This window comes from Pedobacter sp. GW821-FHT01D05 (genome assembly GCF_059422505.1).
The window spans coordinates 528,023-548,789 of record NZ_JBWKXA010000002.1 but is presented as its reverse complement, the minus strand read 5'-3'; the positions used below and the strand labels follow the sequence as shown (position 1 = coordinate 548,789).

The 20,767-nt window shown below is 37.9% G+C and carries 21 protein-coding genes; 11 read left to right on the top strand and 10 right to left on the bottom strand.

Annotated elements, in window-relative coordinates; translation table 11 throughout:
• Positions 1–89 precede the first annotated feature (89 nt).
• Positions 90–350: a hypothetical protein gene (locus AC07VK_RS10525; protein WP_492960273.1), complete on the top strand. Its 261-nt coding sequence runs from the start codon at positions 90–92 to the stop codon at positions 348–350.
• Between the two features lie 65 nt (positions 351–415).
• Here AC07VK_RS10525 and can read toward each other — a convergent pair whose 3' ends face one another.
• From can to AC07VK_RS10510, 3 genes are all read right to left on the bottom strand, one after another.
• Entirely contained in the window at positions 416–1,072 is a 657-nt protein-coding gene (gene can / locus AC07VK_RS10520; RefSeq protein ID WP_426326018.1) for a carbonate dehydratase, read from the bottom strand.
• A 2-nt stretch (positions 1,073–1,074) separates the two neighbouring features.
• Positions 1,075–2,682: a SulP family inorganic anion transporter gene (locus tag AC07VK_RS10515; protein ID WP_492960271.1), complete on the bottom strand. Its 1,608-nt coding sequence runs from the start codon at positions 2,680–2,682 to the stop codon at positions 1,075–1,077.
• 149 nt (positions 2,683–2,831) lie between these two features.
• The gene (locus AC07VK_RS10510; protein WP_167296971.1) at positions 2,832–3,176 is read right to left on the bottom strand and encodes a hypothetical protein; all 345 of its coding nucleotides are present in this window, start codon (positions 3,174–3,176) and stop codon (positions 2,832–2,834) included.
• An 880-nt stretch (positions 3,177–4,056) separates the two neighbouring features.
• Between AC07VK_RS10510 and AC07VK_RS10505 the strand changes: the two genes are divergently transcribed.
• The 7 genes from AC07VK_RS10505 to AC07VK_RS10475 all read left to right on the top strand — a co-directional run bounded on the left by AC07VK_RS10505 (position 4,057) and on the right by AC07VK_RS10475 (position 9,962).
• Positions 4,057–5,598 (top strand): acyl-CoA carboxylase subunit beta, encoded by a 1,542-nt coding sequence (locus tag AC07VK_RS10505; RefSeq protein WP_492960269.1) that lies wholly within the window; start codon positions 4,057–4,059, stop codon positions 5,596–5,598.
• 90 nt (positions 5,599–5,688) lie between these two features.
• Positions 5,689–6,861, top strand: a complete 1,173-nt coding sequence (locus AC07VK_RS10500) for an MFS transporter (RefSeq protein WP_492960267.1) — start codon at positions 5,689–5,691, stop codon at positions 6,859–6,861.
• 18 nt (positions 6,862–6,879) lie between these two features.
• Complete coding sequence (locus tag AC07VK_RS10495) at positions 6,880–7,482, top strand: hypothetical protein (RefSeq protein WP_492954042.1); 603 nt, start codon at positions 6,880–6,882, stop codon at positions 7,480–7,482.
• A gap of 2 nt (positions 7,483–7,484) precedes the next feature.
• Positions 7,485–7,892: a GNAT family N-acetyltransferase gene (locus AC07VK_RS10490; RefSeq protein WP_492954043.1), complete on the top strand. Its 408-nt coding sequence runs from the start codon at positions 7,485–7,487 to the stop codon at positions 7,890–7,892.
• Positions 7,893–7,984: 92 nt separating this feature from the next.
• A complete protein-coding gene (locus AC07VK_RS10485) occupies positions 7,985–9,100 on the top strand; it encodes a M42 family metallopeptidase (protein WP_057932128.1) in 1,116 nt (371 codons plus the stop codon).
• Positions 9,100–9,366 (top strand): hypothetical protein, encoded by a 267-nt coding sequence (locus AC07VK_RS10480; protein ID WP_492960265.1) that lies wholly within the window; start codon positions 9,100–9,102, stop codon positions 9,364–9,366. The genes AC07VK_RS10485 and AC07VK_RS10480 overlap by 1 nt, the downstream gene beginning before the upstream one ends.
• 188 nt (positions 9,367–9,554) lie before the next feature.
• Positions 9,555–9,962, top strand: coding sequence for a PAS domain-containing protein (locus tag AC07VK_RS10475; protein ID WP_492954045.1), 408 nt, complete (start codon positions 9,555–9,557; stop codon positions 9,960–9,962).
• 5 nt (positions 9,963–9,967) lie between these two features.
• Here AC07VK_RS10475 and xth read toward each other — a convergent pair whose 3' ends face one another.
• The 7 genes from xth to AC07VK_RS10440 all read right to left on the bottom strand — a co-directional run bounded on the left by xth (position 9,968) and on the right by AC07VK_RS10440 (position 16,002).
• Positions 9,968–10,744, bottom strand: coding sequence for an exodeoxyribonuclease III (xth, locus tag AC07VK_RS10470; RefSeq protein WP_492954046.1), 777 nt, complete (start codon positions 10,742–10,744; stop codon positions 9,968–9,970).
• A gap of 313 nt (positions 10,745–11,057) precedes the next feature.
• Entirely contained in the window at positions 11,058–11,426 is a 369-nt protein-coding gene (locus AC07VK_RS10465) for a response regulator (RefSeq protein ID WP_492960263.1), read from the bottom strand.
• 78 nt (positions 11,427–11,504) lie between these two features.
• Positions 11,505–12,023, bottom strand: coding sequence for an RNA polymerase sigma factor (locus AC07VK_RS10460; RefSeq protein WP_492954048.1), 519 nt, complete (start codon positions 12,021–12,023; stop codon positions 11,505–11,507).
• 125 nt (positions 12,024–12,148) lie between these two features.
• Complete coding sequence (locus AC07VK_RS10455; protein WP_492954049.1) at positions 12,149–12,799, bottom strand: response regulator; 651 nt, start codon at positions 12,797–12,799, stop codon at positions 12,149–12,151.
• 40 nt (positions 12,800–12,839) lie between these two features.
• On the bottom strand, positions 12,840–13,916 hold the full coding sequence (locus tag AC07VK_RS10450; protein WP_492960260.1) for a PAS domain-containing sensor histidine kinase: 1,077 nt from the start codon (positions 13,914–13,916) through the stop codon (positions 12,840–12,842).
• A 366-nt stretch (positions 13,917–14,282) separates the two neighbouring features.
• On the bottom strand, positions 14,283–15,398 hold the full coding sequence (locus AC07VK_RS10445; RefSeq protein WP_492960259.1) for a Gfo/Idh/MocA family protein: 1,116 nt from the start codon (positions 15,396–15,398) through the stop codon (positions 14,283–14,285).
• Positions 15,399–15,576: 178 nt separating this feature from the next.
• Entirely contained in the window at positions 15,577–16,002 is a 426-nt protein-coding gene (locus tag AC07VK_RS10440; RefSeq protein WP_492954052.1) for a helix-turn-helix domain-containing protein, read from the bottom strand.
• Positions 16,003–16,277: 275 nt separating this feature from the next.
• Here AC07VK_RS10440 and AC07VK_RS10435 point away from each other — a divergent pair, with 275 nt between their 5' ends.
• The 3 genes from AC07VK_RS10435 (at position 16,278) to AC07VK_RS10425 (ending at position 20,762) form a co-directional block, all read left to right on the top strand.
• Positions 16,278–16,694, top strand: a complete 417-nt coding sequence (locus tag AC07VK_RS10435; RefSeq protein WP_492960257.1) for a DUF1801 domain-containing protein — start codon at positions 16,278–16,280, stop codon at positions 16,692–16,694.
• A 376-nt stretch (positions 16,695–17,070) separates the two neighbouring features.
• Positions 17,071–19,488, top strand: a complete 2,418-nt coding sequence (locus AC07VK_RS10430) for an alpha/beta hydrolase family protein (protein ID WP_492960255.1) — start codon at positions 17,071–17,073, stop codon at positions 19,486–19,488.
• 377 nt (positions 19,489–19,865) lie between these two features.
• Complete coding sequence (locus tag AC07VK_RS10425) at positions 19,866–20,762, top strand: DnaJ C-terminal domain-containing protein (RefSeq protein ID WP_492954055.1); 897 nt, start codon at positions 19,866–19,868, stop codon at positions 20,760–20,762.
• Positions 20,763–20,767 lie beyond the last annotated feature (5 nt).

Genomic DNA, 20,767 nt, shown 5'->3' with positions numbered 1-20,767 from the left:
CTGACCAATTCGATTTATACAACGCCTGTTAAAGATGTAAAACCAATCTTCTTTTATGCTGTTTTATATAAGTAGCTTAAAATAAGATCATGGAAAACACAAAAGATAACAATAAAAACTTGGGCAATAAAAATGCTGATAACGGTGCCGATAAAACCAATATGCCCGAGCAGCAGGTACCGCGCCACCGGAGCAACGATAACGAAAAGAAAAATAGTGTTGAAACTGAAGCAGGTAACCTCGGGAGAGATTTCGGAATGGGCGATTTTGGTTCGGAAGAAGCAAGAACAGATGCCGAGAAAGGCAATAAAGGAGAAGCAGGTAATATGCCCAATACCACAAAAAAATAAAAGCCCCCGATGTAAAATCGGGAGCTTTTCCTAACAACTAAAAAATAGCACTTATTATGGTGCTTTTATCCTACTTTAAACGCAGGAGCAACATCATCAAGACAAGTACAGGTTACTTTTAAGTCTTTAATGATTCCTGTTTTTAAACTATAAACCCAGGCATGGACTGCTAACTCCTGGCCATTGGCCCAGGCACTTTGTACAATTGATGTATTAGTTACATTTGCAGCACCCTCAATGGCATTTAATTCAACTAAGCGGTCAAAACGCTGATCGGGATCTTTGATTGTTGCCATTTCACGTTCGTGCGTACGGTATACATCGCGGATATTTCTCAACCAGTTATCAATAATTCCAACCTGTTTATTGCCCAATGCAGCTTTCACACCACCGCAGCCGTAATGACCACAAACAATTACGTGCTTAACCTTTAATACATTAATGGAATAATCCAGCACAGAAAGTAAATTCATATCGGTATGCACCACCACATTGGCGATGTTTCTATGAACAAAAATATCGCCTGGTCTGGTATTGGTGATCTGGTTTGCAGGCACACGGCTATCAGAACAACCAATCCACAATACTGGTGGGCTCTGACCTTCAGAAAGTTTATCAAAAAAGGCAGGATCACTGTCGATCGTATCTTTAACCCAGTCCTTATTGCCTTGTAACAGGCTATCGTACGTTATATCTTTCGTATCTATTGTTTTTGCGCACATAATTATAATTTATTAATATCTTCTTCTACTTTAATATTTAATTTTGGTACTGTATAATGTTTTTGGATGTTCTCCAACTTTACGATAATACCCTTGGTATAGGCATTATGTTTGTAATTATAAATCGTTTCCAGTACATCAGGATCGATATACCTGGCATTCGAACCATCAATAATTACATCTGTTTCTTTCGGAATATTCGTTAAAACTACTTGTATTGCTGCTTTGTTCAGAAAGGAAACCTCTTCTGCCAGTTTAATCCTGATGTGCTTTTTGTCGCCTTCATTTGTAATCCTGTAAAAGAAAGGGTTACGCATATTGGTACGGAGTAAATAAAAAATAGAAACCAACATACCAACAGCCACACCTTTTAGCAGATCGGTAAATAAAACTGCAAGTACCGTAACTACAAATGGCACAAACTGGTCCCATCCCTTATGGTACATGTGTTTAAATAAACTAATACGGGTTAGTTTATATCCCGTTACCAGAAGGATTGCGGCTAAACATGACAACGGAATCATGTTAATTACCCCTGGAATAAACAAAAGTGAAAGTAATAACCAGCAGCCATGAAAAATAGCCGACATTTTTGTCCTGGCACCAGCATTAACATTTGCCGAACTACGAACAATTACCGATGTCATAGGTAAACCCCCAACCATTCCACTGGTGATGTTGCCTAAACCCTGGGCGATTAATTCTCTGTTTGTTGGCGTTACACGTTTAATTGGATCTATTTTATCAACAGCCTCTATGCTTAGTAACGTTTCTAAACTTGCTACTACAGCAATAGTTGCAGCTGTAATATAAACATTTTTATTAGCCAACTGAGAGAAATCGGGCATGGTAAACAGGCCTAAAAATTCGCCGAAGCCACTTACCACTGGAATTTTCACCATCTGATCGGCACGTAGTGGATGATCAGTACCGGCAAAAAGTATAGTTCCAATAACACCTAGTGTTACTACCAATAGTGGTGCAGGTACAACCGCTAATTTTGGAAATTTAGGCCAAACAATCAGAATAGCTATCGATAATAAACTGATAACCACCGCTGCCAAACTAAAATGGCTTAATGCTGCAGTAATCGCAGAAAAAGTATTTTCGTGATCTTGCTGAAAGAATCCTTCGTCGCCACTGAAATCGGTATCAACCCCTAATGCATGTGGCAACTGCTTTAAAATCAAAATCAGTCCGATTGCTGCAAGCATCCCCTCAATTACACTCGAAGGGAAATAATTACCAATAGTTCCGGCTTTAACCAGGCCTAAAATCATTTGGAATACCCCTGCCAATACAACTGCAAGTAAAAAGGTTTGATAACTCCCTAAAGATGTTATAGCGCCTAAAACAATAACGGTTAAACCCGCTGCAGGGCCACTAACGCTCAGTTGCGATCCACTGAAAGAGGCAACCACTACCCCTCCAATAATACCAGTGATTAAACCAGCAAATAATGGTGCACCTGAGGCTAGTGCAATACCTAAACATAATGGCAAAGCCACCAAAAACACTACAATACTTGCAGGTAAATCTTTCTTTAAATTCTTTTTAAGAATATATTTCTTCACATCCGAACCTGAAAAGGCCGGGTTAAACTTTTGCATAACGATATAATTATCTAGTAAATTTTAACGAATAAATCGCGGGGGAATCTTAAAAGCGATCAAGGAACAGCATATCGTATAAATATTTAAACACAACATCGCCGCTCAAATCACTGATTGCACATAATAAAGTTACCCCAATAAAAAGACTAGATAAAGTTAGGTGGAGGTGTTGGCACCGTAGGGTGATATGGATCTACATATCTTTTGAAATGTTCGATAAAACTGCTCTTCAGAAAGAAATGGCTTGAAGAGAACTCGTAAGAAAAGATAGGATGATTAAGTTCAACGAGTTTGAAATCGGTAAATTTTGCAGTGTCTTTGGCGGTATCTTTTCCGCCTTCATGCTCTAACTCGATTTGCATGATTACAGCGTTCATAATTTCCTTATCAATACTCGTACAAAATACCGGTGCACCAGATATACCCATCTTCGCCATGAAGATGAACATGAATGAAGCAACGATTAAATACTTGTATTTCCTTAAAAACATCTAAAATCCTAATGTTGTTTTAATACTAACGGTTACAAAAATAAACGGATAATTGGTTTTTCAATACTTTAAGCTGTAAAAAAAATGTAATATAACAGATAAGCGATTGTATTCAAGATAAAAAAATTTACTGTTTAAAGATTTTTGGAAACACTGATCCAGTTATAAAATTAAATTAACCAGGGCCAAAAAGATATTGCTCCAGTTAGATTTAGTGAACAAAGCCTGATCCAAATAGCATAATTGCCTATAGGGGGATGAATGGCTTGGGTTTCTTGCACCAGCCCAGGTTAAATAAACCCGATTGTCGGGAAGAGCTTCCGATCCTTCATTGGAACTCGTACCAAAAAGCGGGACCTAACCTGCCAAAAGCCCAGAACCATTCGTTTCCTATTAAATATTATTATTTTTTATTTGGAAATGAAAGGTTAGTATTTCATAGGTGCTGTAGCCCCGCCATCCGCTTTACTTCGTTGCACTATGTGTTCGCTCCTGTCGGGTTTATTTAACAAGGGTTTGTTTCCAAAGCACCAGCCCAGGTAAATAAACCCGGTTGTCGGAAAGCGCTTCCGATCCTTCATCAGAACTCGCACCAAAAAGCGGGACCTAACCTATGTAATCTTTAGACATTTTTGTATTTTATCCTCACCCTGAATTTATTTCAGGGTCTTAATGGGCAGAAAGATGCTGACCACGTAGTAGCTACAAGGCAATTGAAAACACTATTTCTCCTTGTAAAATAAATTCAGCATGACGATCGCGACTCTAGCCCGCCATCTGCATTACTCAACATCACCTGTTGGGCTGAGATAAAATAACATCTCGTTGGCCTTGCATTACCGTTAGTAATTTTTAATTTTAAAAGCTCATAGCTTCAGCAATGGATAAAAAAATAGCATTACTCAAAGATAAAATCAACCAGGCAAACCTTGGTGGCGGGCAGGCACGAATCGACAGTCAGCATAAAAAAGGTAAACTTACGGCCCGCGAGCGCATTCATTTTTTAATGGACGAAGGGAGCTTCGAAGAAATTGGTATGATGGTTACCCACCGAAGTACTGACTTTGGCATGGAACGCGAAAAATATCTTGGCGATGGTGTAGTAACGGGCTATGGAACAATTAATGGCAGGTTAACCTATGTATTCTCTCAGGATTTCACCGTATTTGGAGGTTCACTCTCTGAAACCCATGCCGAGAAAATTTGCAAGCTTATGGATATGGCCATGAAAAATGGTGCACCACTGATCGGTTTAAATGATAGTGGCGGTGCCCGTATTCAGGAAGGGGTTGTTTCTTTGGGCGGCTATGCCGATATCTTTTATAAAAATGTACAGGCTTCGGGCGTAATTCCGCAGCTATCGGCCATTATGGGACCATGCGCAGGTGGAGCTGTATATTCGCCAGCCATTACCGATTTTATTTTGATGGTAGAAAATACTTCTTATATGTTTGTTACTGGCCCAAATGTAGTTAAAACGGTAACACACGAAGAAGTAACCTCAGAAGAATTAGGGGGTGCCAGTACACATGCTACAAAATCGGGCGTTACCCATTTTGCCTGTACCAATGAAATTGAGGCGATTAACCATGTAAAGAAATTACTGAGCTATATGCCACAAAATTGTGAGGAAATAGCCGATCATTTACCCTACGAAACAGCTGATGAAAGCCGACCAGAATTAAATACGTTTATGCCAGAAAATGCTTCGCAGCCTTATGATATACGCGAAGTGATTTCTGCCGTGACTGATGCTGACAGCTTTTTAGAAGTGCATGCGGCTTATGCTGAAAATATTGTGGTAGGCTTTGCCCGTCTTGCAGGAAGAAGTATTGGGATTGTAGCCAATCAGCCCGCTTATTTAGCAGGTGTTTTAGATAGCAACTCTTCTACCAAAGCGGCACGTTTTGTGCGCTTTTGCGACTGCTTTAATATCCCATTATTGGTATTTGAAGATGTTCCGGGATTTTTACCAGGTACAGATCAAGAGTGGAATGGTATTATCACCAATGGGGCAAAATTATTGTACGCTTTTAGCGAGGCTACTGTACCGCGCATTACTGTAATTACCAGAAAAGCTTATGGTGGCGCGTATGATGTGATGAATAGCAAACATATTGGTGCAGATATGAACTACGCCTGGCCTAGTGCAGAAATTGCTGTAATGGGCGCAAAAGGCGCCGCAGAAATTATTTTTAAAAGAGAAATTACTTCAGCAGAAAACCCTGAAGAAAAATGGCTGGAGAAAGAAAAATTATATTCAGACATCTTTGCTAATCCTTATCGTGCGGCCGAACGCGGCTTTGTTGATGAGGTGATTGAACCAGCGCAAACCCGTACAAAGTTGATAAAAGCCTTTAAGATGTTGGAAAATAAGGTGGTGAATAATCCGAGAAAGAAACATGGAAATATACCTTTGTAGAAAATAATCCACAGTCATTGGTCAATAGTTAGGTTTGTATCAATCCATAACATTAAGATTCATGGCTGAGGACTTCCGACTTAAGACTAAATGCAGATTACTCAGAAATTATCACGCACCGATATCCTCCTCATGGCTTTTTGCACAGGCCTAATTGTTGCAAATATTTATTATTGTCAACCGCTGGTGATCTTAATTGCAAAAGATTTTAACCTCACCGAAACCGATGCAGGAAAAATCACCTACCTCACGCAGATTGGCTATGCCCTGGGTCTTTTTCTTTTGGTACCGCTGGGCGATATGTTTGAGCGTAAAAAACAGATTCTTGTGATTACCGGCCTGGCCATTCTGGCGCTGCTGATCGCTGCTGTTTCGCATACCTTCTTTGTATTAGAAGTTGCTTCTGTCTTGATCGGAGGCTGTTCTATCGTCCCCCAACTGATTTTGCCCTTAGCGGCTAATTTAAGTACCGATGAGAACAGGGGAGCCAACATTGGCATGATTATGAGCGGTTTACTGGTTGGGATTTTGGCCTCAAGAGCAGTAAGCGGAAGCATTGGTTTTTGGTTAGGCTGGAGAGCCGTTTATTATATCGCGGCCGGAATTTGTGGTCTGCTTATTCTTTTAATGGCCAAACGTTTTCCGCAAAGTTATCCTGCTTTTAAAGGCAGCTACAAAGAACTCATGCGTTCAATGTTCAGTTATATCAAAACCCAACCTGCCCTAAGAGAGACTTCGATTATTAACTTCCTGGCTTTCGCCATTATTAGCGCATTCTGGACGACAATGGTGTTGTTTCTGGCTAACCCGCCCTTTAATTTGCAAACGCTGCAGATTGGATTATTTGGAATTGCTGGCGCAGCGGGTGCATTGGCGGCACCATTAGTTGGAAAGTTAAGTGATGGCAACAATCCACGTAAAAACTTAATGATTGGTTTTATATTACAAATCGTTAGTATCGCTTTGTTTTATTTTACTGGCAGCCATTTGTACCTATTTGTAATTGGCATTGTGCTTATAGACATCGGCCAGCAAGCCATACATGTAACCAACCAGACCCGAATTTACACCTTAATACCAGAGGCTAGAAACAGACTGAACACCATTTTTATGTCAGTTAGTTTTATTGGTGCCAGTTGCGGCTCAGCCTTAGGTTTGTTGCTTTGGGACCAAGGCGGATGGGCATTATTCTGTTATGGAATGACAGGTATAATCGTTCTAAATATTTTAATTTATCAGTTTTACGGAAGAAAAAACAAATAACTAATCGATAAAAATTTCATGAAATCTAAAAACGCAATCAAAACATTTTCGGCCTTACTTATTTGCCTGGCCATTTTCGGTAAAGCAAAAGCTCAAGACAGTACGAATGTAGAGCAGCCAACCGAAGTAAAATCATTAAATAAAATAAGGCTGAACCTCTTGTCTTTGCATTATGAAAGAGAACAAAAGATAGGAAAACTAACTACAGCCTACGTAGGTGCGGGTATAGCAGGAACCTTTTTGTTAGAATATAATTACAATTATAACAGTGGAAGTGACACTAAAACCTATTTTGATCTTTCACCAAACATGTATGCCGGAATCAGGAAATATTACAATTTTGAAAACAGAATAAAAAAAGGAAAAAAAACCATTAATAACGCGGCTAATTATTTTGGTCTCGATGTAGCTACATATTTTTCTCCCTTGCTTAAAGAAGGCAACATTAATCAATATAATGTGATAGATTTTGAAATCGGAATCACCCCTCAATGGGGCATCCAACGAAGTATTGGCAAAAAAACAAATTTTGAACTCTCATTAGGTCCAACTATACGCATCAATAAATATGAAACCTATTATGGTGTTGATGGTAGAATAGGCTTTAGCTTTTTATTATAACTATGGTTCAAATTGAGCAAATATTCCCTTCTCTAACCTGGCGGATCAGGCATGAGGCCATGTATCCAGAATTACCTTTTGATAGTGTAAAACTTCCCGATGATTTTGACGGCATCCATTTTGGATTGTACCTCGATCATAAGTTAACGGGAGTGGTTTCTTTATTTCATGATGGGGATATTTATCAGTTCCGTAAGCTTGCTATCCTGCCTGATACTCAAAAGGCAGGTTATGGCTCACAACTAATGGCCTATATCCTTGATTTTTGTAAAATTCAAAAAGCGACAAAACTATGGTGCAATGCACGTGTAAATGCTAAGGAATTTTATTTTAAATTTGGCTTCCACGAAACAGATAAAACCTTTTTTAAAGATGGTTACGATTTTGTGGTAATGGAAAAAGAACTTTAAATTACCAACCGTCATGCTGAATTTAGTTCAAGCATCTCATTAATCAGATCCTGAATCAAGTTCAGGATGACGAATAATTATAGAATAATATTATGGCTAAGAAAAAAGACGACGAAAAGAAAAAACATGTTGCTGTGGTAACTAAAAAATCGCTGCAGTTTCTAGAAGAATACATCAATAACCCTGCGCCTACCGGTTACGAATGGGAAGGGCAAAAACTTTGGTTAAACTATTTAAAACCATATATCGACGAACATTTTATCGATAACTACGGTACTGCTGTAGGTGTTATTAACCCTAAAGCTGCTTTTAAAGTAGTTATAGAAGCACATGCCGATGAAATTTCATGGTATGTAAATTATATTACCGCAGATGGTTTAATATATGTAATCCGCAATGGCGGTTCAGATCATCAGATTGCGCCATCAAAACGTGTGAATATTCATACTGAAAAGGGCTTGGTTAAAGCGGTATTCGGTTGGCCGGCAATCCATACCCGACATGGCGAAAAGGAACAGGCACCAGAATTAAAAAATATCTTTTTAGACTGTGGTTGTACTACAAAAGAAGAAGTAGAAAAATTGGGCATTCACGTAGGCTGTGTAATTACCTACGAAGATGAGTTTATGGTTTTGAACGACCGCTATTATGTTGGCCGTGCCTTAGATAACCGTGTGGGCGGCTTTATGATTGCCGAAGTAGCACGTTTATTAAAAGAGAACAAGAAAAAACTTCCTTTCGGCTTATATATTGTAAACTCTGTGCAGGAAGAAATCGGTTTACGCGGTGCCGAGATGATTGCCCAGCGCATTAAACCAAATGTGGCCATTATTACCGATGTAACACACGATACCACTACGCCAATGATCAACAAAAACATTCAGGGCGATTTATCGGCCGGTAAAGGTCCAGTAGTTTCGTATGCACCAGCTGTTCAAACCAATTTAAATAAATTATTAATTAAAACGGCTGAGAAAAACCATATTCCTTTCCAGCGCCAGGCATCTTCGCGTTCTACCGGAACCGATACCGATGCTTTTGCCTATTCGAATGGCGGCGTACCATCAGCATTAATTTCGCTGCCGTTACGCTATATGCATACTACCGTAGAAATGGTACACAAAGAGGATGTTGACAATGTAATCAGCTTGATTTATGAAAGCTTGTTGAACATTACAGACGGTCAGGATTTCAGAGAGTTTAAATAATGGAAAAAGTAAATCACCAAAAAATCATCATCAGCACCTTGCTAAAGGTTTTGCTAATGATTTTTATTATTTTCATTCTTAACTCCTGGCCAAACATTAAACAGAGTTTTAGTGGTAATATCCCACCATTTAGTTACTGGCTGGATCATAGTTTCAAAATAAGTAATATCATCCTCATCTTAGGATTTGGTGGTTATTTCTATTATAAAGATTTAAGCGATCAAAAAGAACTGATAGAAAAGTCGAAAAATACCAATCAGCATTAATTAATTCCCATATAAGTCAAGTTTTAAAGCTTGACTTATTTTTTTACCTGCTCGGGCAGCTACGCTAAACATCCTACCTTTTGCTCCGCATTTTATTTAAATCCCTGGGCACTACGTTTATTTTTATTAATGCTCAAAATATTTTTACATTGTTTATGTAATTTCCCCAAATAGTTTATCCTTTATTTATGAGTCCAAATAAGAAAAATATTGATCTATCCATTATTTGCGATGATCATTGGGATGTGGTATTTGACCACGTTGGCCTTGGTTTTTGGGAGTTGAGTATCGCAACTGGCATACTCCGTTCAACCCGGTCATTTAAGAAAAACTTAGGCTGTCCACCAGATGAGGTTTTAAGTTATGAAAAAGTTTTAGGCTTAATCCTACCTGAAGACCTTGACCTCGTTCAGGACGAAATTGAACTCACGGTTTCGCGAGAAAAAAAGAGTTACCACACAATATATAGAATTTGCCGGCCTGATGGAGAAATTAGGTGGATAAAAGCCGATGGAATACTATCGCAACAGGACGGCGAATGCTTAAAATTAATAGGAACAATTTTAGATGTAACCGATTTAAAGAATAAGCCTTAATCATATTAAGCCTCGTTTAGTTCAATCCATACCGGACCGTGATCGCTTGTTTTTTCCCAGCCCCTCACTTGTTTGTCTACTCCCGCAGATTTTAAGCGATCACTAACCTGAGGACTTAGTAAAAAATGATCAATTCTTAATCCCGCATCTCTACCATATGCATTCCTGAAATAATCCCAAAAGGTATATATCGTTTCTGTAGGGTATAATTTTCTGATCGCATCTGTCCAGCCTTGCGCCATTAAATTTTGAAATGCCAACCGGGTTTCGGGACGGAATAAAGCATCTTCAACCCAACGTTCTGGTTTATAAGCATCCAGCTCCGTAGGTATTACATTATAATCACCACATAAAACTACTGGCAAGTTATATTCTAACAGTTTTGCCGCGTGGGCTGTAAAACGTTCAAACCATCGTAACTTATATTCGAATTTTGGTCCTGGCGCCGGATTTCCGTTCGGAAGGTAAAGACAACCAATTATAACATTATTCACCATCGCTTCGATGTACCGGCTGTGCAAATCTTCAGGATCGCCATCCAAATTTCGTTTTAGCTCTTTTATTTCCAGGTTTCGAGCCAGTATAGCAACGCCATTCCAACTTTTTTGACCATGCCAAATGGCATTATAACCAACATCTTTAATAGCCTGCTCGGGAAACTTTTCTTGCGGTGCCTTTAGTTCCTGTAAACAAACTACATCGGGTTGGGTTTCTTCCAGCCAACGTAAAAGAACAGGTAAGCGCCCATTTATTCCGTTTACATTATAAGTTGCTATTTTCATCTGTATCAATATGTTTTAATGGTGATGAAGCAATCATGATTGATCAGAGTATAATTTTGGAAAATCATGATAATTTCATTTTATAAATCTCCGCAATAAAACTCAAAAATGAAACTAAGTATTTCAGATCTTAAAATTAAGAGTGGCTCAACAATCCTTCTAATATGTAATCTTTAACTATTTACACCGCTTTTTAAAACTAATAATAAACTAAAATGTTTAATTTTGGAGATTCATTCATGTTTGAGCGCATGTTTGAGTTTAGATATAGGGATAGGCTGTTTAGTCTATCCCTTTTTTGCTCAAATGATCTTTAGTTTTTATCCAACAATGTTTTCACTTTCTGTTGGAGATCCATAATATCAAAAGGTTTTTCAATGATGGCACTTGGTGAGCAGCCTAAATTATCCATGTTTACAGCCGAAAGCAATATAATGGGCAAATGAGCTGTTTTACGATTGTGTTTTAATTTATTGCAAATATCCCGACCATCATGTTTACCAATACGGATATCCAATAAAATAACATCTGGCAGAAAATCAGCGATTGCATCTTCCAGATCATCGGCGCTTAAAACGCCTTTAACCAGGTAATGCTCTTCCTCAAAAATTAAATTTATAATGTCGTGGATGTTCTCATCATCATCAACTATGAAGATTTTCTTAACTAGCATGTTGCTCATATGCAACAAATCTAATTTAAGTTAATTAGCCCACATGACGTATTTATACCTGAATTTACCGAATAAATGAGGAGAAAATTAGGCAGCCAAACCAGATTTATAATTTTTAAGCATCTTTTTAAGAAGTCCTCTTGCCACATGTATTTTGGTTTTAACAGTACCCAAAGGGATATCGAGCTCAGCAGCAATTTCATGATATTTATAACCTTCAAAATAACGGCAAAAACAAAAACGACAATCTTCTGGCAAGGCATTTAATGATTTTTGGATGTCCTCCATCATAAACTTTGCCGTACCACCGTTAGATGATGCGCTTGGAACCAGTTGGATGGAAGTTAAATCCTCTTCCTGCTGGATCATTTCATTTTTCCGTTTTACCTTATAATAGTGATTAAGAAAGGTGTTTTTTAGAATTGTAAAAAGCCAGGCGCGCACGTTACTTCCCATTTCAAACTTAGCCGAAAACCTAAATGCCTTCATAAAGGTGTCTTGAACTAAATCAGCTGCATCGTCTTCATCACGCGTATAGGCTAATGCACGATCAAAAAGTGGCTGTCTGTATTGATATATGTCACAATTGAAATTTAATGTTTCCATGATTCGTTTTAGGTATGATGTAAATATTCAACAAATAGTACCTTGCAATGTTATTTGTAGAAATACCCGATTTTTTACGGTTTATTTAAAACGTTGAAAAAATGCCCTAAAACGATCAAAAAATACTAAGCTACATAACCATTTCGCATAGCAAAACGAACTAAAGAAGCAGAGTTTTTTGTGCCGGTTTTACTGATCAAAGCTTCTCTTTGGCTCTCTACTGTCCGCCTGCTTAGGTACAATTTGTCTGCTATCTCTTGGTTGGTCAACCCATCTGCAATGAGTTTTAATACATTAATTTCGCGTTCAGAAAAGTTGATTTCAGTATTCATTTTTTGCGAAAGCATGTTTAACTGGGTATTAAAACGCTCTAAAATGGAGATGCATAAATTAGAGGAAAGATACCGTTTTCCCTTCATTACATGCTTTAAGCAAAACAGCAATTCATCTTCTTCGATATCTTTTGACAAGTAAGCAAAAGCGCCTGATGTAAAGGCATTTGACGCATACTTTTCATCATCTAAAATAGACAAAACAACAACTTTTATATCATATCCCCGCTCCCTAATGGTACTGGCTAAAGCTATTCCATCGAGCCTGGGCATTACAATATCTGATAAAATGATATCAGCTTTTATTCCCTTTTCCAAAAGATCCAAAACCGCTAAACCGTCTGATACTTCTGCAACAACCTTGATGCCTTCGTGTTTTTCTATAAGTGCTTTAAGTGAGGTTCGGATAATATGGTGATCATCCGCAAGAATAATGTTAATCATAACTCAAATATAACTTACGCTGTTTTAAAATTAAAAAAGGCTACTTAGGCAGCTCAATATAGAAGGTAGTTCCGATACCAATTTTGCTTTTAAACCAGATTTTTCCTTGGTGCAGCTCAACAATTGCTTTGATTATGCCCATACCAAATCCTCCCGATTCTTCGCCTTTTAAACCTGGCCTTAAAGTTTCGGGCAAATGATCAAAAAGCCCAGCCTGCAAGGCATCTGGAATCCCAACCCCATTATCGGCTACAGTAATTAAAACAGTACTTTCATGTTCCTCGGCATGTAAAGTGATATTTCCGTGATCGGCAGTAAATTTTATTGAATTTGAGATTAGATTATTGATTACCTGCATAAATTTCATACTATCCAAGTGCAGATAAATCTGTTCGGCAGAACTTGTGAATTTAATATTCTTCATTTTGCCTAGTTTTGATCGTTTGTAAAAACGAACCACATCTCTAAGTTCCCAGACTAAATCGGCACGCTCCTTGCCAATTTCTATTATCGATGATTTTAAAAACTCCCGGTTAATCATACTCCGTACCAAAAGCAGGTTACGCTCACACATATCATGAATAAACGCTAACGAGTTTATCATCTGCTCATCGCCTGTTTGGGCAACACCTTTTTTCATAGATGAGGCAGTTAATTTCATCATGGCCAGCGGTTCTTTTAAATCGTGCGCCAATACTTCCAAGGTGATATTTTTTCTGGCGTTTATTTGTTCAATATGGATTTTATTATGGCGCATTATCGTGGTATCTTCTACTGTACCCACTAAACGCTTTACTTCCCCATCGGCAACAGCAAACACAGTTACCCGCACATACTTTTCTCTATCAACAAATAGTAAACGGAATTCATATTTTTTCTCTGTACCATCTTCAAGGCATTCCTTGTAACAGGACTTTACATGTGCCAAATCTTCAGGGTGTACCCGCTTAAAAAGTAACTGTGGCTTGGCCATAATTTCATCAATGCCAAGTTCCCAAATTTTACTTATCGATTTATTGAGGTATGAAAAATTTTGCGCCGTGTAATCGAAAATAAAATACCCGTCAGCAGAACGATCCCCCAGATTACAAAAAAGTTCGTTATTTAATTCGGTCATGATTTAGTGCTTGATAACTTGTACACAAGGATAACTAAGAAGCTCCTGAGCAGTCAAATCACAAACACCATACACCGTAAAATGTTTTATATAAAAAAATTACGTAAACCTACTTTACATATAGTGGTATTTTGTCCCGTTATGTAAATATCATACACGATTCTGTAGAGATATTAACATTTTCCACACGATGTTCAAAATTATTTTGCGGATCAAAACCAACTATTGCCTAAATTGTTAAGCATAAAGGAAAGATAAAAAAGTCCTGTGAGCGGGAGATCCGCGGAGGGCAGGCACACCATAGAGAAGGCACCATTCTTCTTACCAATAGCCATCACACAGGTGGCTATTTTTATTATGTAGTAGCTATTTTAAAATCACCTTTTTACCTGTTTGAGCTGATTTTTTCGCAGCCGCTAAAATTTTGACCACAATTAAATTATTCGGCAGCGAGGATAAATCATTTGCAGGATTAATTTCTCCTTTTAAAACTGCAGATAGATAACTTAAGTGGTTTGAATAAATTGGCTTCAATGTCTTAGCCTGGTAAATTTTATAGTCGTCCTTCCCATTATTCTTTAGTCTTAACGTTTTATCATTAACGGCCTGCATGTATCCATTTACACCAAATACTTCCATATCTTTTATGCTAAAGGGCCAATTCCATGATGCTTCGATAATTCCTGTAGCTGATGGGTACTCCAATAAAATTGTTGCATCGTCATCAACATTCGGATAAACATCTTTTTTAATCTGATGGGTAACTGCGCTAACCGAGATTGGGGCTTGTCCATCCATTAACCAGGTCATTAAATTGGCACCATAACAGCCAAAATCTACCAATGCGCCTGCCCCGTTCTGATTTGGATCAGTTAACCAGCTTAAAAATTCAGCACTTACCCCAATTTCTTTTGGTCCCTGATGGCCGTCGTGCACAATTATTTTTCGCAAGGCACCAATGGTATTCGTTTCCTTTACATACTTATAAAGCTCCTGATTACTCGCATACCAGGTAGTTTCGTAATTGGTGAGTACGTGTACCTTATACTGTGCAGCTAGTGCAGCCATTCTTTCTGCCTGTTTAACTGTTATCGCCAACGGTTTTTCTACCATTACCGATATGCCGAGGGGAGCGGCAGCTTCTACTACAGCCAAATGCTCGCTTATGGCATTGTATGCCAAAACAACATCAGGTTTCTTTTTCTTTAATAAATCAGGAAGGTTCTTATAAAATAGGCTATCGGGAATTTTATAGCGGTTTTTAAACCTTTTAACCAGCTCAGGATTACTTTCGGCAATGCCAATAATGTTCACTTCAGCTTTTTGGTAACTGTTCATGATAAGATAAACATGATCGTGAGTTAGCCCTGCTATTGCCACATTTAATTTTTGCTGTGCTTTAACAGCACAAGAAATAACTAAAAAGCAAAGAATAAAGCTATTGGTGATAAAAAAGTACCTAATCAGATAAGTAGTCCTCATACGCTCATTTCTAAAATTGATATTACCAAATTAGAAATTTAAAAAGCTCTTGATGTTAATACCTAAAAATATTACAATGTTGAAGATAGGAAAATGAGATGACCAGCGGTAAGATGTAAATAAAAAGAAAAATCTAACGGGATGACTTAGCTTATTTCTATTGGCAAAAAACTTAGTTTTATTGATATAAAAATGTATCAGATCTTTTATTTCTAAGGGGGAATTCCTTATCAATTGGCTCTAACTCTTGCTGCTCTTCTGTAATTAACAGGTCGTTGTACTTTTCCAGCAGATGAATATATTTATTCATCCAGAAATACACAGAATTATTATCCGAACCGATTTGTTTACCCGGATCTGCCGTTTGATTGATGGATTCGGCATTGTACTTAGGGAAAGCTTCCGGAAATGCCGAAGAAAGATCCTGACCTAATAACTTGCCTACCTGCCAAATTACTTCGTGCCCAATTCTGTCTTGACCAAACCAGTTGTAAATTGTTCTGCGGCTTACATTAAGTTTCCTCGAAAGCTCACTGATGCCCATGCGATCTCTGCGCACTAAGCGTTCAAGAATTTCTCCTTGTTTTTGTTGTTGTGTTGTCATTGAGATAATTAATTTTTAAAAAAATGAAAAAAATAATTAAATCAGTTATCGGGGACGATTGACAATTCAAATGTAAGAATAAGTGTATAAGGTTGTATAAAAGGTGTTGATTTTTTGACATATGTCAAACTGCATTAGCGAAATACTGTGAAATACGCTCAAAATGAATGATTTTTAAGCCTACTCTTCTTAAGAAATAACGTATTACTTTAAATACAATAACCGCAGAAATTGAAATTATTTGATCAAATCCTTATATTCATCATAAAAAAGACATGGCACAGAATAAAACTACCGAAAACGATTTAAGCGTTCCAGACTTCTTAAATACCATTCCCGATGAAAATAAAAGAGCCGATTGTTTTAACCTGTCGGATATCTTAAGTTTAACCACAGGTTTTAAAGCTAAAATGTGGGGAAATGCCATTGTTGGTTTTGGAAGTTACCATTACAAATATGAAAGCGGCCGTGAAGGCGATGCACCATTGGTTGGTTTTTCTCCAAGAAAAGATGCCATAGTTTTATATCTATCTTCTCAATTTAAAGATCGTGAAGAATTGCTTTCCAAATTCGGTAAACATAAAACATCCAAAGCCTGTATCTACGTAAAAAAAATGAGTGATATCCATATCGAAGTTTTAAAAGAAATGATTATCAACGCTGTAGCCCACACAAGCAGCTTGTATCCTTAATAGAAGATGTAAAACATATGATGGAACTGGGCTACTGTAGTATGAGCGTTTTTCATTTGCCACAAATGCACAGAAATCAACATAAGATATAGGCTATCCTCCCAAGTACAGCAAAGCATCTTATTACCACTTCATATGCATCTATTCTTGCGGCTAAAAGATTGCCGCATAATCTTAATTTCTCTTAACTCCTCAATGGTTAAAACAATAATATCGAGAACTTAAAGACATTAAAAAGTTCGTTTATTAAAAAGATTATTCAGTACCTTCAGAATGACAGAAAATCATCCCTTCGTGATGTAAATAAGAAGTTACGCGATAATAATTTAAATTTTACAATATTTGATCATTCCTTATTTCGAACAAAAAACTGGAAATGATAAAAAAACTACACCTCTATTTATTAATAGCGGGCACTTGTGTTTCGCTTAATTCGGTTGCACAAGATGCAGTAAGCTACCAAACACCCCCAAAAGAAATTGCCGATTTATTACTTGCCAAACCAACACCTGGTGTAAGTATTGATGGCAAAGCAGAATGGATCTTGTTTAGCGAGCGAAACTCGTATCCTTCAGTAGAAGAACTGGCTTTACCCGAATACAGAATTGCAGGCTTACGGTTAAACCCAAATAATTACTCCCCCAGCAGGCAGACCTACATCAACAATTTCAGCTTAAAAAACATCAAATCCAACCAAACGTTTCAGGTTTCAGGATTACCAACTCCATTATACGCCAGCAACATTAGCTGGAACCCATCAGAAAATAAAATTGCCTTTACCCATACCACTCAAAAAGGAGTAGATCTTTATATTATTGATCTTGCTACAAAAAAAGCAGTCAAAACCAATAAGGCTTTTTTAAATGTGGTTTTAGGTAGTGGCCTTACGTGGTTAAACGATAATACCATTATCTACCGCACGGTAACTAAACCTGCAAGCGCTGCACCTACAAAACCGTTGATGCCCAAGGGGCCAACCATTCAACAAAATTTAGGGAAAGCTGCACCAAGCGCCACTTTTCAGGATCTGATTAAATCACCTTTTGACGAACAACTGTTCGAGTTTTTTGCAACTTCACAATTGGTAAAAAATACAGCAGGTGTAGAAACAGCCATTGGTAAACCAGCTATTTACGGTTCTACAAGTTTATCGCCTGATAAAAATTACATGATGATCGAAACCATACGCAAACCTTTTTCTTATTTGGTTACTGCCAATGGTTTTCCATCAACCGTAACCATTACTGATTTAACCGGTAAAACCATTAAGGTTGTTGCTGAACTACCTTCATCAGAGGGTACGCCATCTGGTTATGACAATACGCAAAATGTACCACGTGGTTTCGATTGGAGAGATGATGAACCTGCTACACTGGTTTGGAGTAAGCCATTGGATAGTGGTTTAATTAAAAAAGATGTTCCCTTTCATGATGCGGTTTATGCGCTAAGCGCACCTTTTACAGGCACAGAAAAAGAATTATTTAAAACACAGACCCGCTATCGTGGCGTACAATGGGGTGATGCTAACCTTGCCCTGATTATGGAAGGTTTACGTAGCAAACAAACCAATAAAGTGAGCCGTTATAACCCTACAACAGGCGAAGTAGAAGAACTATACAGCCGCAACCAAACAGATGCTTACGGCAACCCAGGTTCTCCGGTTACTACGAAAAACAAATATGGCCGGCAGGTAATTAAAACAGTTGATAATGGCACTAAACTGTTAATGAACAATATAGTAGGTTCATCAGAAAAAGGAGACTTACCTTTCTTAGCCAAATTCGACTTAACCACTAAAAAGAATGAGATTATCTGGCGCAGCGCCGAAGGAACCTTCGAATATGTAAGTGATGTAATAAATCCTGATAAACTGGTTTTGCTTACCCGTAAAGAGAGTCAGAAATTAGTACCTAACTACTTTATTAAAAACCTGATGCTTCGCATCGCCGATCAACCGATTACTAATTTCACTAATCCATATCCTTCTTTAGAAGGCATTACCAAACAGAAAATTTCTTACAAACGTGCCGATGGTGTAGATTTAACAGGCGACCTGTATTTACCTAAAGGTTACAACAAAGACAAAGACGGGCCATTACCTTCATTAATTTGGGCTTACCCACGCGAGTTTAACTCTGCAGCCGATGCCGCACAGATTCGTGGTTCGAAAGATAAATTTACTACAATTAGCTGGGCCTCTCCTATTTTCTGGGTAACCCGTGGTTATGCAGTCCTCGATAACGCAGAAATGCCAATCGTAGCCAAAGACGGTAAAAAACCTAACGATACTTTTGTAGATCAGTTACAGCTCAATGCGGAGGCAGCCATTAATAAACTGGCCGACTTAGGCGTTGGCGATAAAAAACGGATGGCCGTTGGAGGACATAGTTACGGTGCATTTATGACCGCAAACCTATTGGCTCATACTAATCTTTTTGCTGCAGGTATTGCCCGCAGCGGCGCTTATAACCGTACACTTACACCCTTTGGCTTCCAAAACGAAGAACGCACCTATTGGCAGGTACCTCAGTTGTATTACGAAATGAGCCCGTTCAGTTATGCAGATAAGATTAAAACTCCGATATTGTTAATCCATGGTGATTCTGACGATAACCCAGGCACCTTCCCTATTAATAGCGAACGTTTGTTCAATGCCATTAAAGGTGCCGGTGGTACTACCCGTTTTGTATTTTTACCTTATGAAGCACATAGCTATCGCGGCAAAGAAAACTTGTTGCATATGCTTTGGGAGCAAGACCAATGGTTAGAAAAATATGTAAAAAACAAAAAATAAATCTCTCTCTACCTTTATCGATTAAAGTGCCTCTATATGGGGCACTTTTTTTGTTTAAGGATGTTTCCTTTTCGTGGTGTCAGATATTTCTATCTGATACTATACAATAAATATTAGTTCAATCACTCAGTTTCTGTCTTTCTGATAATTATGTTTATTATAAGTCTATTGATCAGTCAGATGGTAACATCTGACAGCACATAAAGCCAGTTAAGATAATTGCCGAAAATCTTAATGTTCTTAATTTCTTAATGGCGAAGTATCTCAAACTATCCTACCTAAGTGGTTAAGACAATTCCCATTGAAATATACCATTATAAAACCTACATTTATACAATAAAATTGAACATTACTGTTATTTATTTGTTAAAGCCATTATGGACTACATAGACTATTATAAAATCCTCGATTTAAAAAAAGACGCAACGACTGAGGATATTAAAAAAGCTTATAGAAAATTAGCCCGAAAGCACCATCCCGATCTTAACCCCAACAATGAGGAAGCCAATAAAAAATTTCAGCAAATTAATGAGGCAAACGAAGTTTTAAGTGATCCGGAAAAGCGTAAGAAATATGACAAGTATGGTAAAGATTGGCAACATGCCGATCAGTTAGATGCGCAGCAACAGCAGCAAAGGCAATACCAGTCGCAAAGTGGTGGATATGGCGGTAATAGCTATTCAGGAGGTTTTGGAGGCGAAGATTTTTCTGATTTCTTTTCTTCGATGTTTGGCGGTGGCGGAGGCAGAAGCAGTAGAAATTCCCCTTTTAAAGGTCAGGATTATAATGCCGATTTGCAACTGAATCTACTCGATGCTTATACCACGCATAAACAAACCTTAACCGTAAATGGTAAACAAGTACGCATTACCATTCCGGCGGGAGTAGAAAATGGGCAGAAAATTAAACTAGCAGGTTACGGTGCACCAGGTGTTAACAATGGTCCCCCGGGAGATTTATACATTAAATTCAACATTACAGATCATCCAAAATTTAAACGAAAAGGAAACGACATCTACATCCAGGAAGAAATAGACCTATACACCGCCATTTTAGGTGGCGAAAAAATTGTAGAAAGCTTAAACGGCAAGGTCAAACTTAAAGTGCCTGAGGGGACACAGCCCGATGCTACACTACGTTTAAAAGGAAAAGGGTTTCCTCTTTATAAAAAAGATAATCAGTTTGGCGATTTATATATCAAATGGCAGGTAAAATTACCTACCAATCTAAATGTCGAACAAAAAGAACTATTCGAAAAACTTTCCAAATTCTAACCATT

Excerpts from the sequence above, each read along its gene's own strand:
- AC07VK_RS10500 (WP_492960267.1), top strand. The coding sequence starts at position 5,689 with ATGCAGATTACTCAGAAATTATCACGCACCGATATCCTCCTCATGGCT.
- AC07VK_RS10475 (WP_492954045.1), top strand. The coding sequence starts at position 9,555 with ATGAGTCCAAATAAGAAAAATATTGATCTATCCATTATTTGCGATGAT.
- AC07VK_RS10490 (WP_492954043.1), top strand. The coding sequence starts at position 7,485 with ATGGTTCAAATTGAGCAAATATTCCCTTCTCTAACCTGGCGGATCAGG.
- AC07VK_RS10495 (WP_492954042.1), top strand. The coding sequence starts at position 6,880 with ATGAAATCTAAAAACGCAATCAAAACATTTTCGGCCTTACTTATTTGC.
- AC07VK_RS10480 (WP_492960265.1), top strand. The coding sequence starts at position 9,100 with ATGGAAAAAGTAAATCACCAAAAAATCATCATCAGCACCTTGCTAAAG.
- can (WP_426326018.1), bottom strand. The coding sequence starts at position 1,072 with ATGTGCGCAAAAACAATAGATACGAAAGATATAACGTACGATAGCCTG.
- AC07VK_RS10505 (WP_492960269.1), top strand. The coding sequence starts at position 4,057 with ATGGATAAAAAAATAGCATTACTCAAAGATAAAATCAACCAGGCAAAC.
- AC07VK_RS10455 (WP_492954049.1), bottom strand. The coding sequence starts at position 12,799 with ATGATTAACATTATTCTTGCGGATGATCACCATATTATCCGAACCTCA.
- AC07VK_RS10435 (WP_492960257.1), top strand. The coding sequence starts at position 16,278 with ATGGCACAGAATAAAACTACCGAAAACGATTTAAGCGTTCCAGACTTC.
- AC07VK_RS10525 (WP_492960273.1), top strand. The coding sequence starts at position 90 with ATGGAAAACACAAAAGATAACAATAAAAACTTGGGCAATAAAAATGCT.
- AC07VK_RS10450 (WP_492960260.1), bottom strand. The coding sequence starts at position 13,916 with ATGACCGAATTAAATAACGAACTTTTTTGTAATCTGGGGGATCGTTCT.
- xth (WP_492954046.1), bottom strand. The coding sequence starts at position 10,744 with ATGAAAATAGCAACTTATAATGTAAACGGAATAAATGGGCGCTTACCT.
- AC07VK_RS10460 (WP_492954048.1), bottom strand. The coding sequence starts at position 12,023 with ATGGAAACATTAAATTTCAATTGTGACATATATCAATACAGACAGCCA.
- AC07VK_RS10430 (WP_492960255.1), top strand. The coding sequence starts at position 17,071 with ATGATAAAAAAACTACACCTCTATTTATTAATAGCGGGCACTTGTGTT.
- AC07VK_RS10440 (WP_492954052.1), bottom strand. The coding sequence starts at position 16,002 with ATGACAACACAACAACAAAAACAAGGAGAAATTCTTGAACGCTTAGTG.
- AC07VK_RS10445 (WP_492960259.1), bottom strand. The coding sequence starts at position 15,398 with ATGAGGACTACTTATCTGATTAGGTACTTTTTTATCACCAATAGCTTT.
- AC07VK_RS10515 (WP_492960271.1), bottom strand. The coding sequence starts at position 2,682 with ATGCAAAAGTTTAACCCGGCCTTTTCAGGTTCGGATGTGAAGAAATAT.
- AC07VK_RS10510 (WP_167296971.1), bottom strand. The coding sequence starts at position 3,176 with ATGTTTTTAAGGAAATACAAGTATTTAATCGTTGCTTCATTCATGTTC.
- AC07VK_RS10485 (WP_057932128.1), top strand. The coding sequence starts at position 7,985 with ATGGCTAAGAAAAAAGACGACGAAAAGAAAAAACATGTTGCTGTGGTA.
- AC07VK_RS10465 (WP_492960263.1), bottom strand. The coding sequence starts at position 11,426 with ATGAGCAACATGCTAGTTAAGAAAATCTTCATAGTTGATGATGATGAG.
- AC07VK_RS10425 (WP_492954055.1), top strand. The coding sequence starts at position 19,866 with ATGGACTACATAGACTATTATAAAATCCTCGATTTAAAAAAAGACGCA.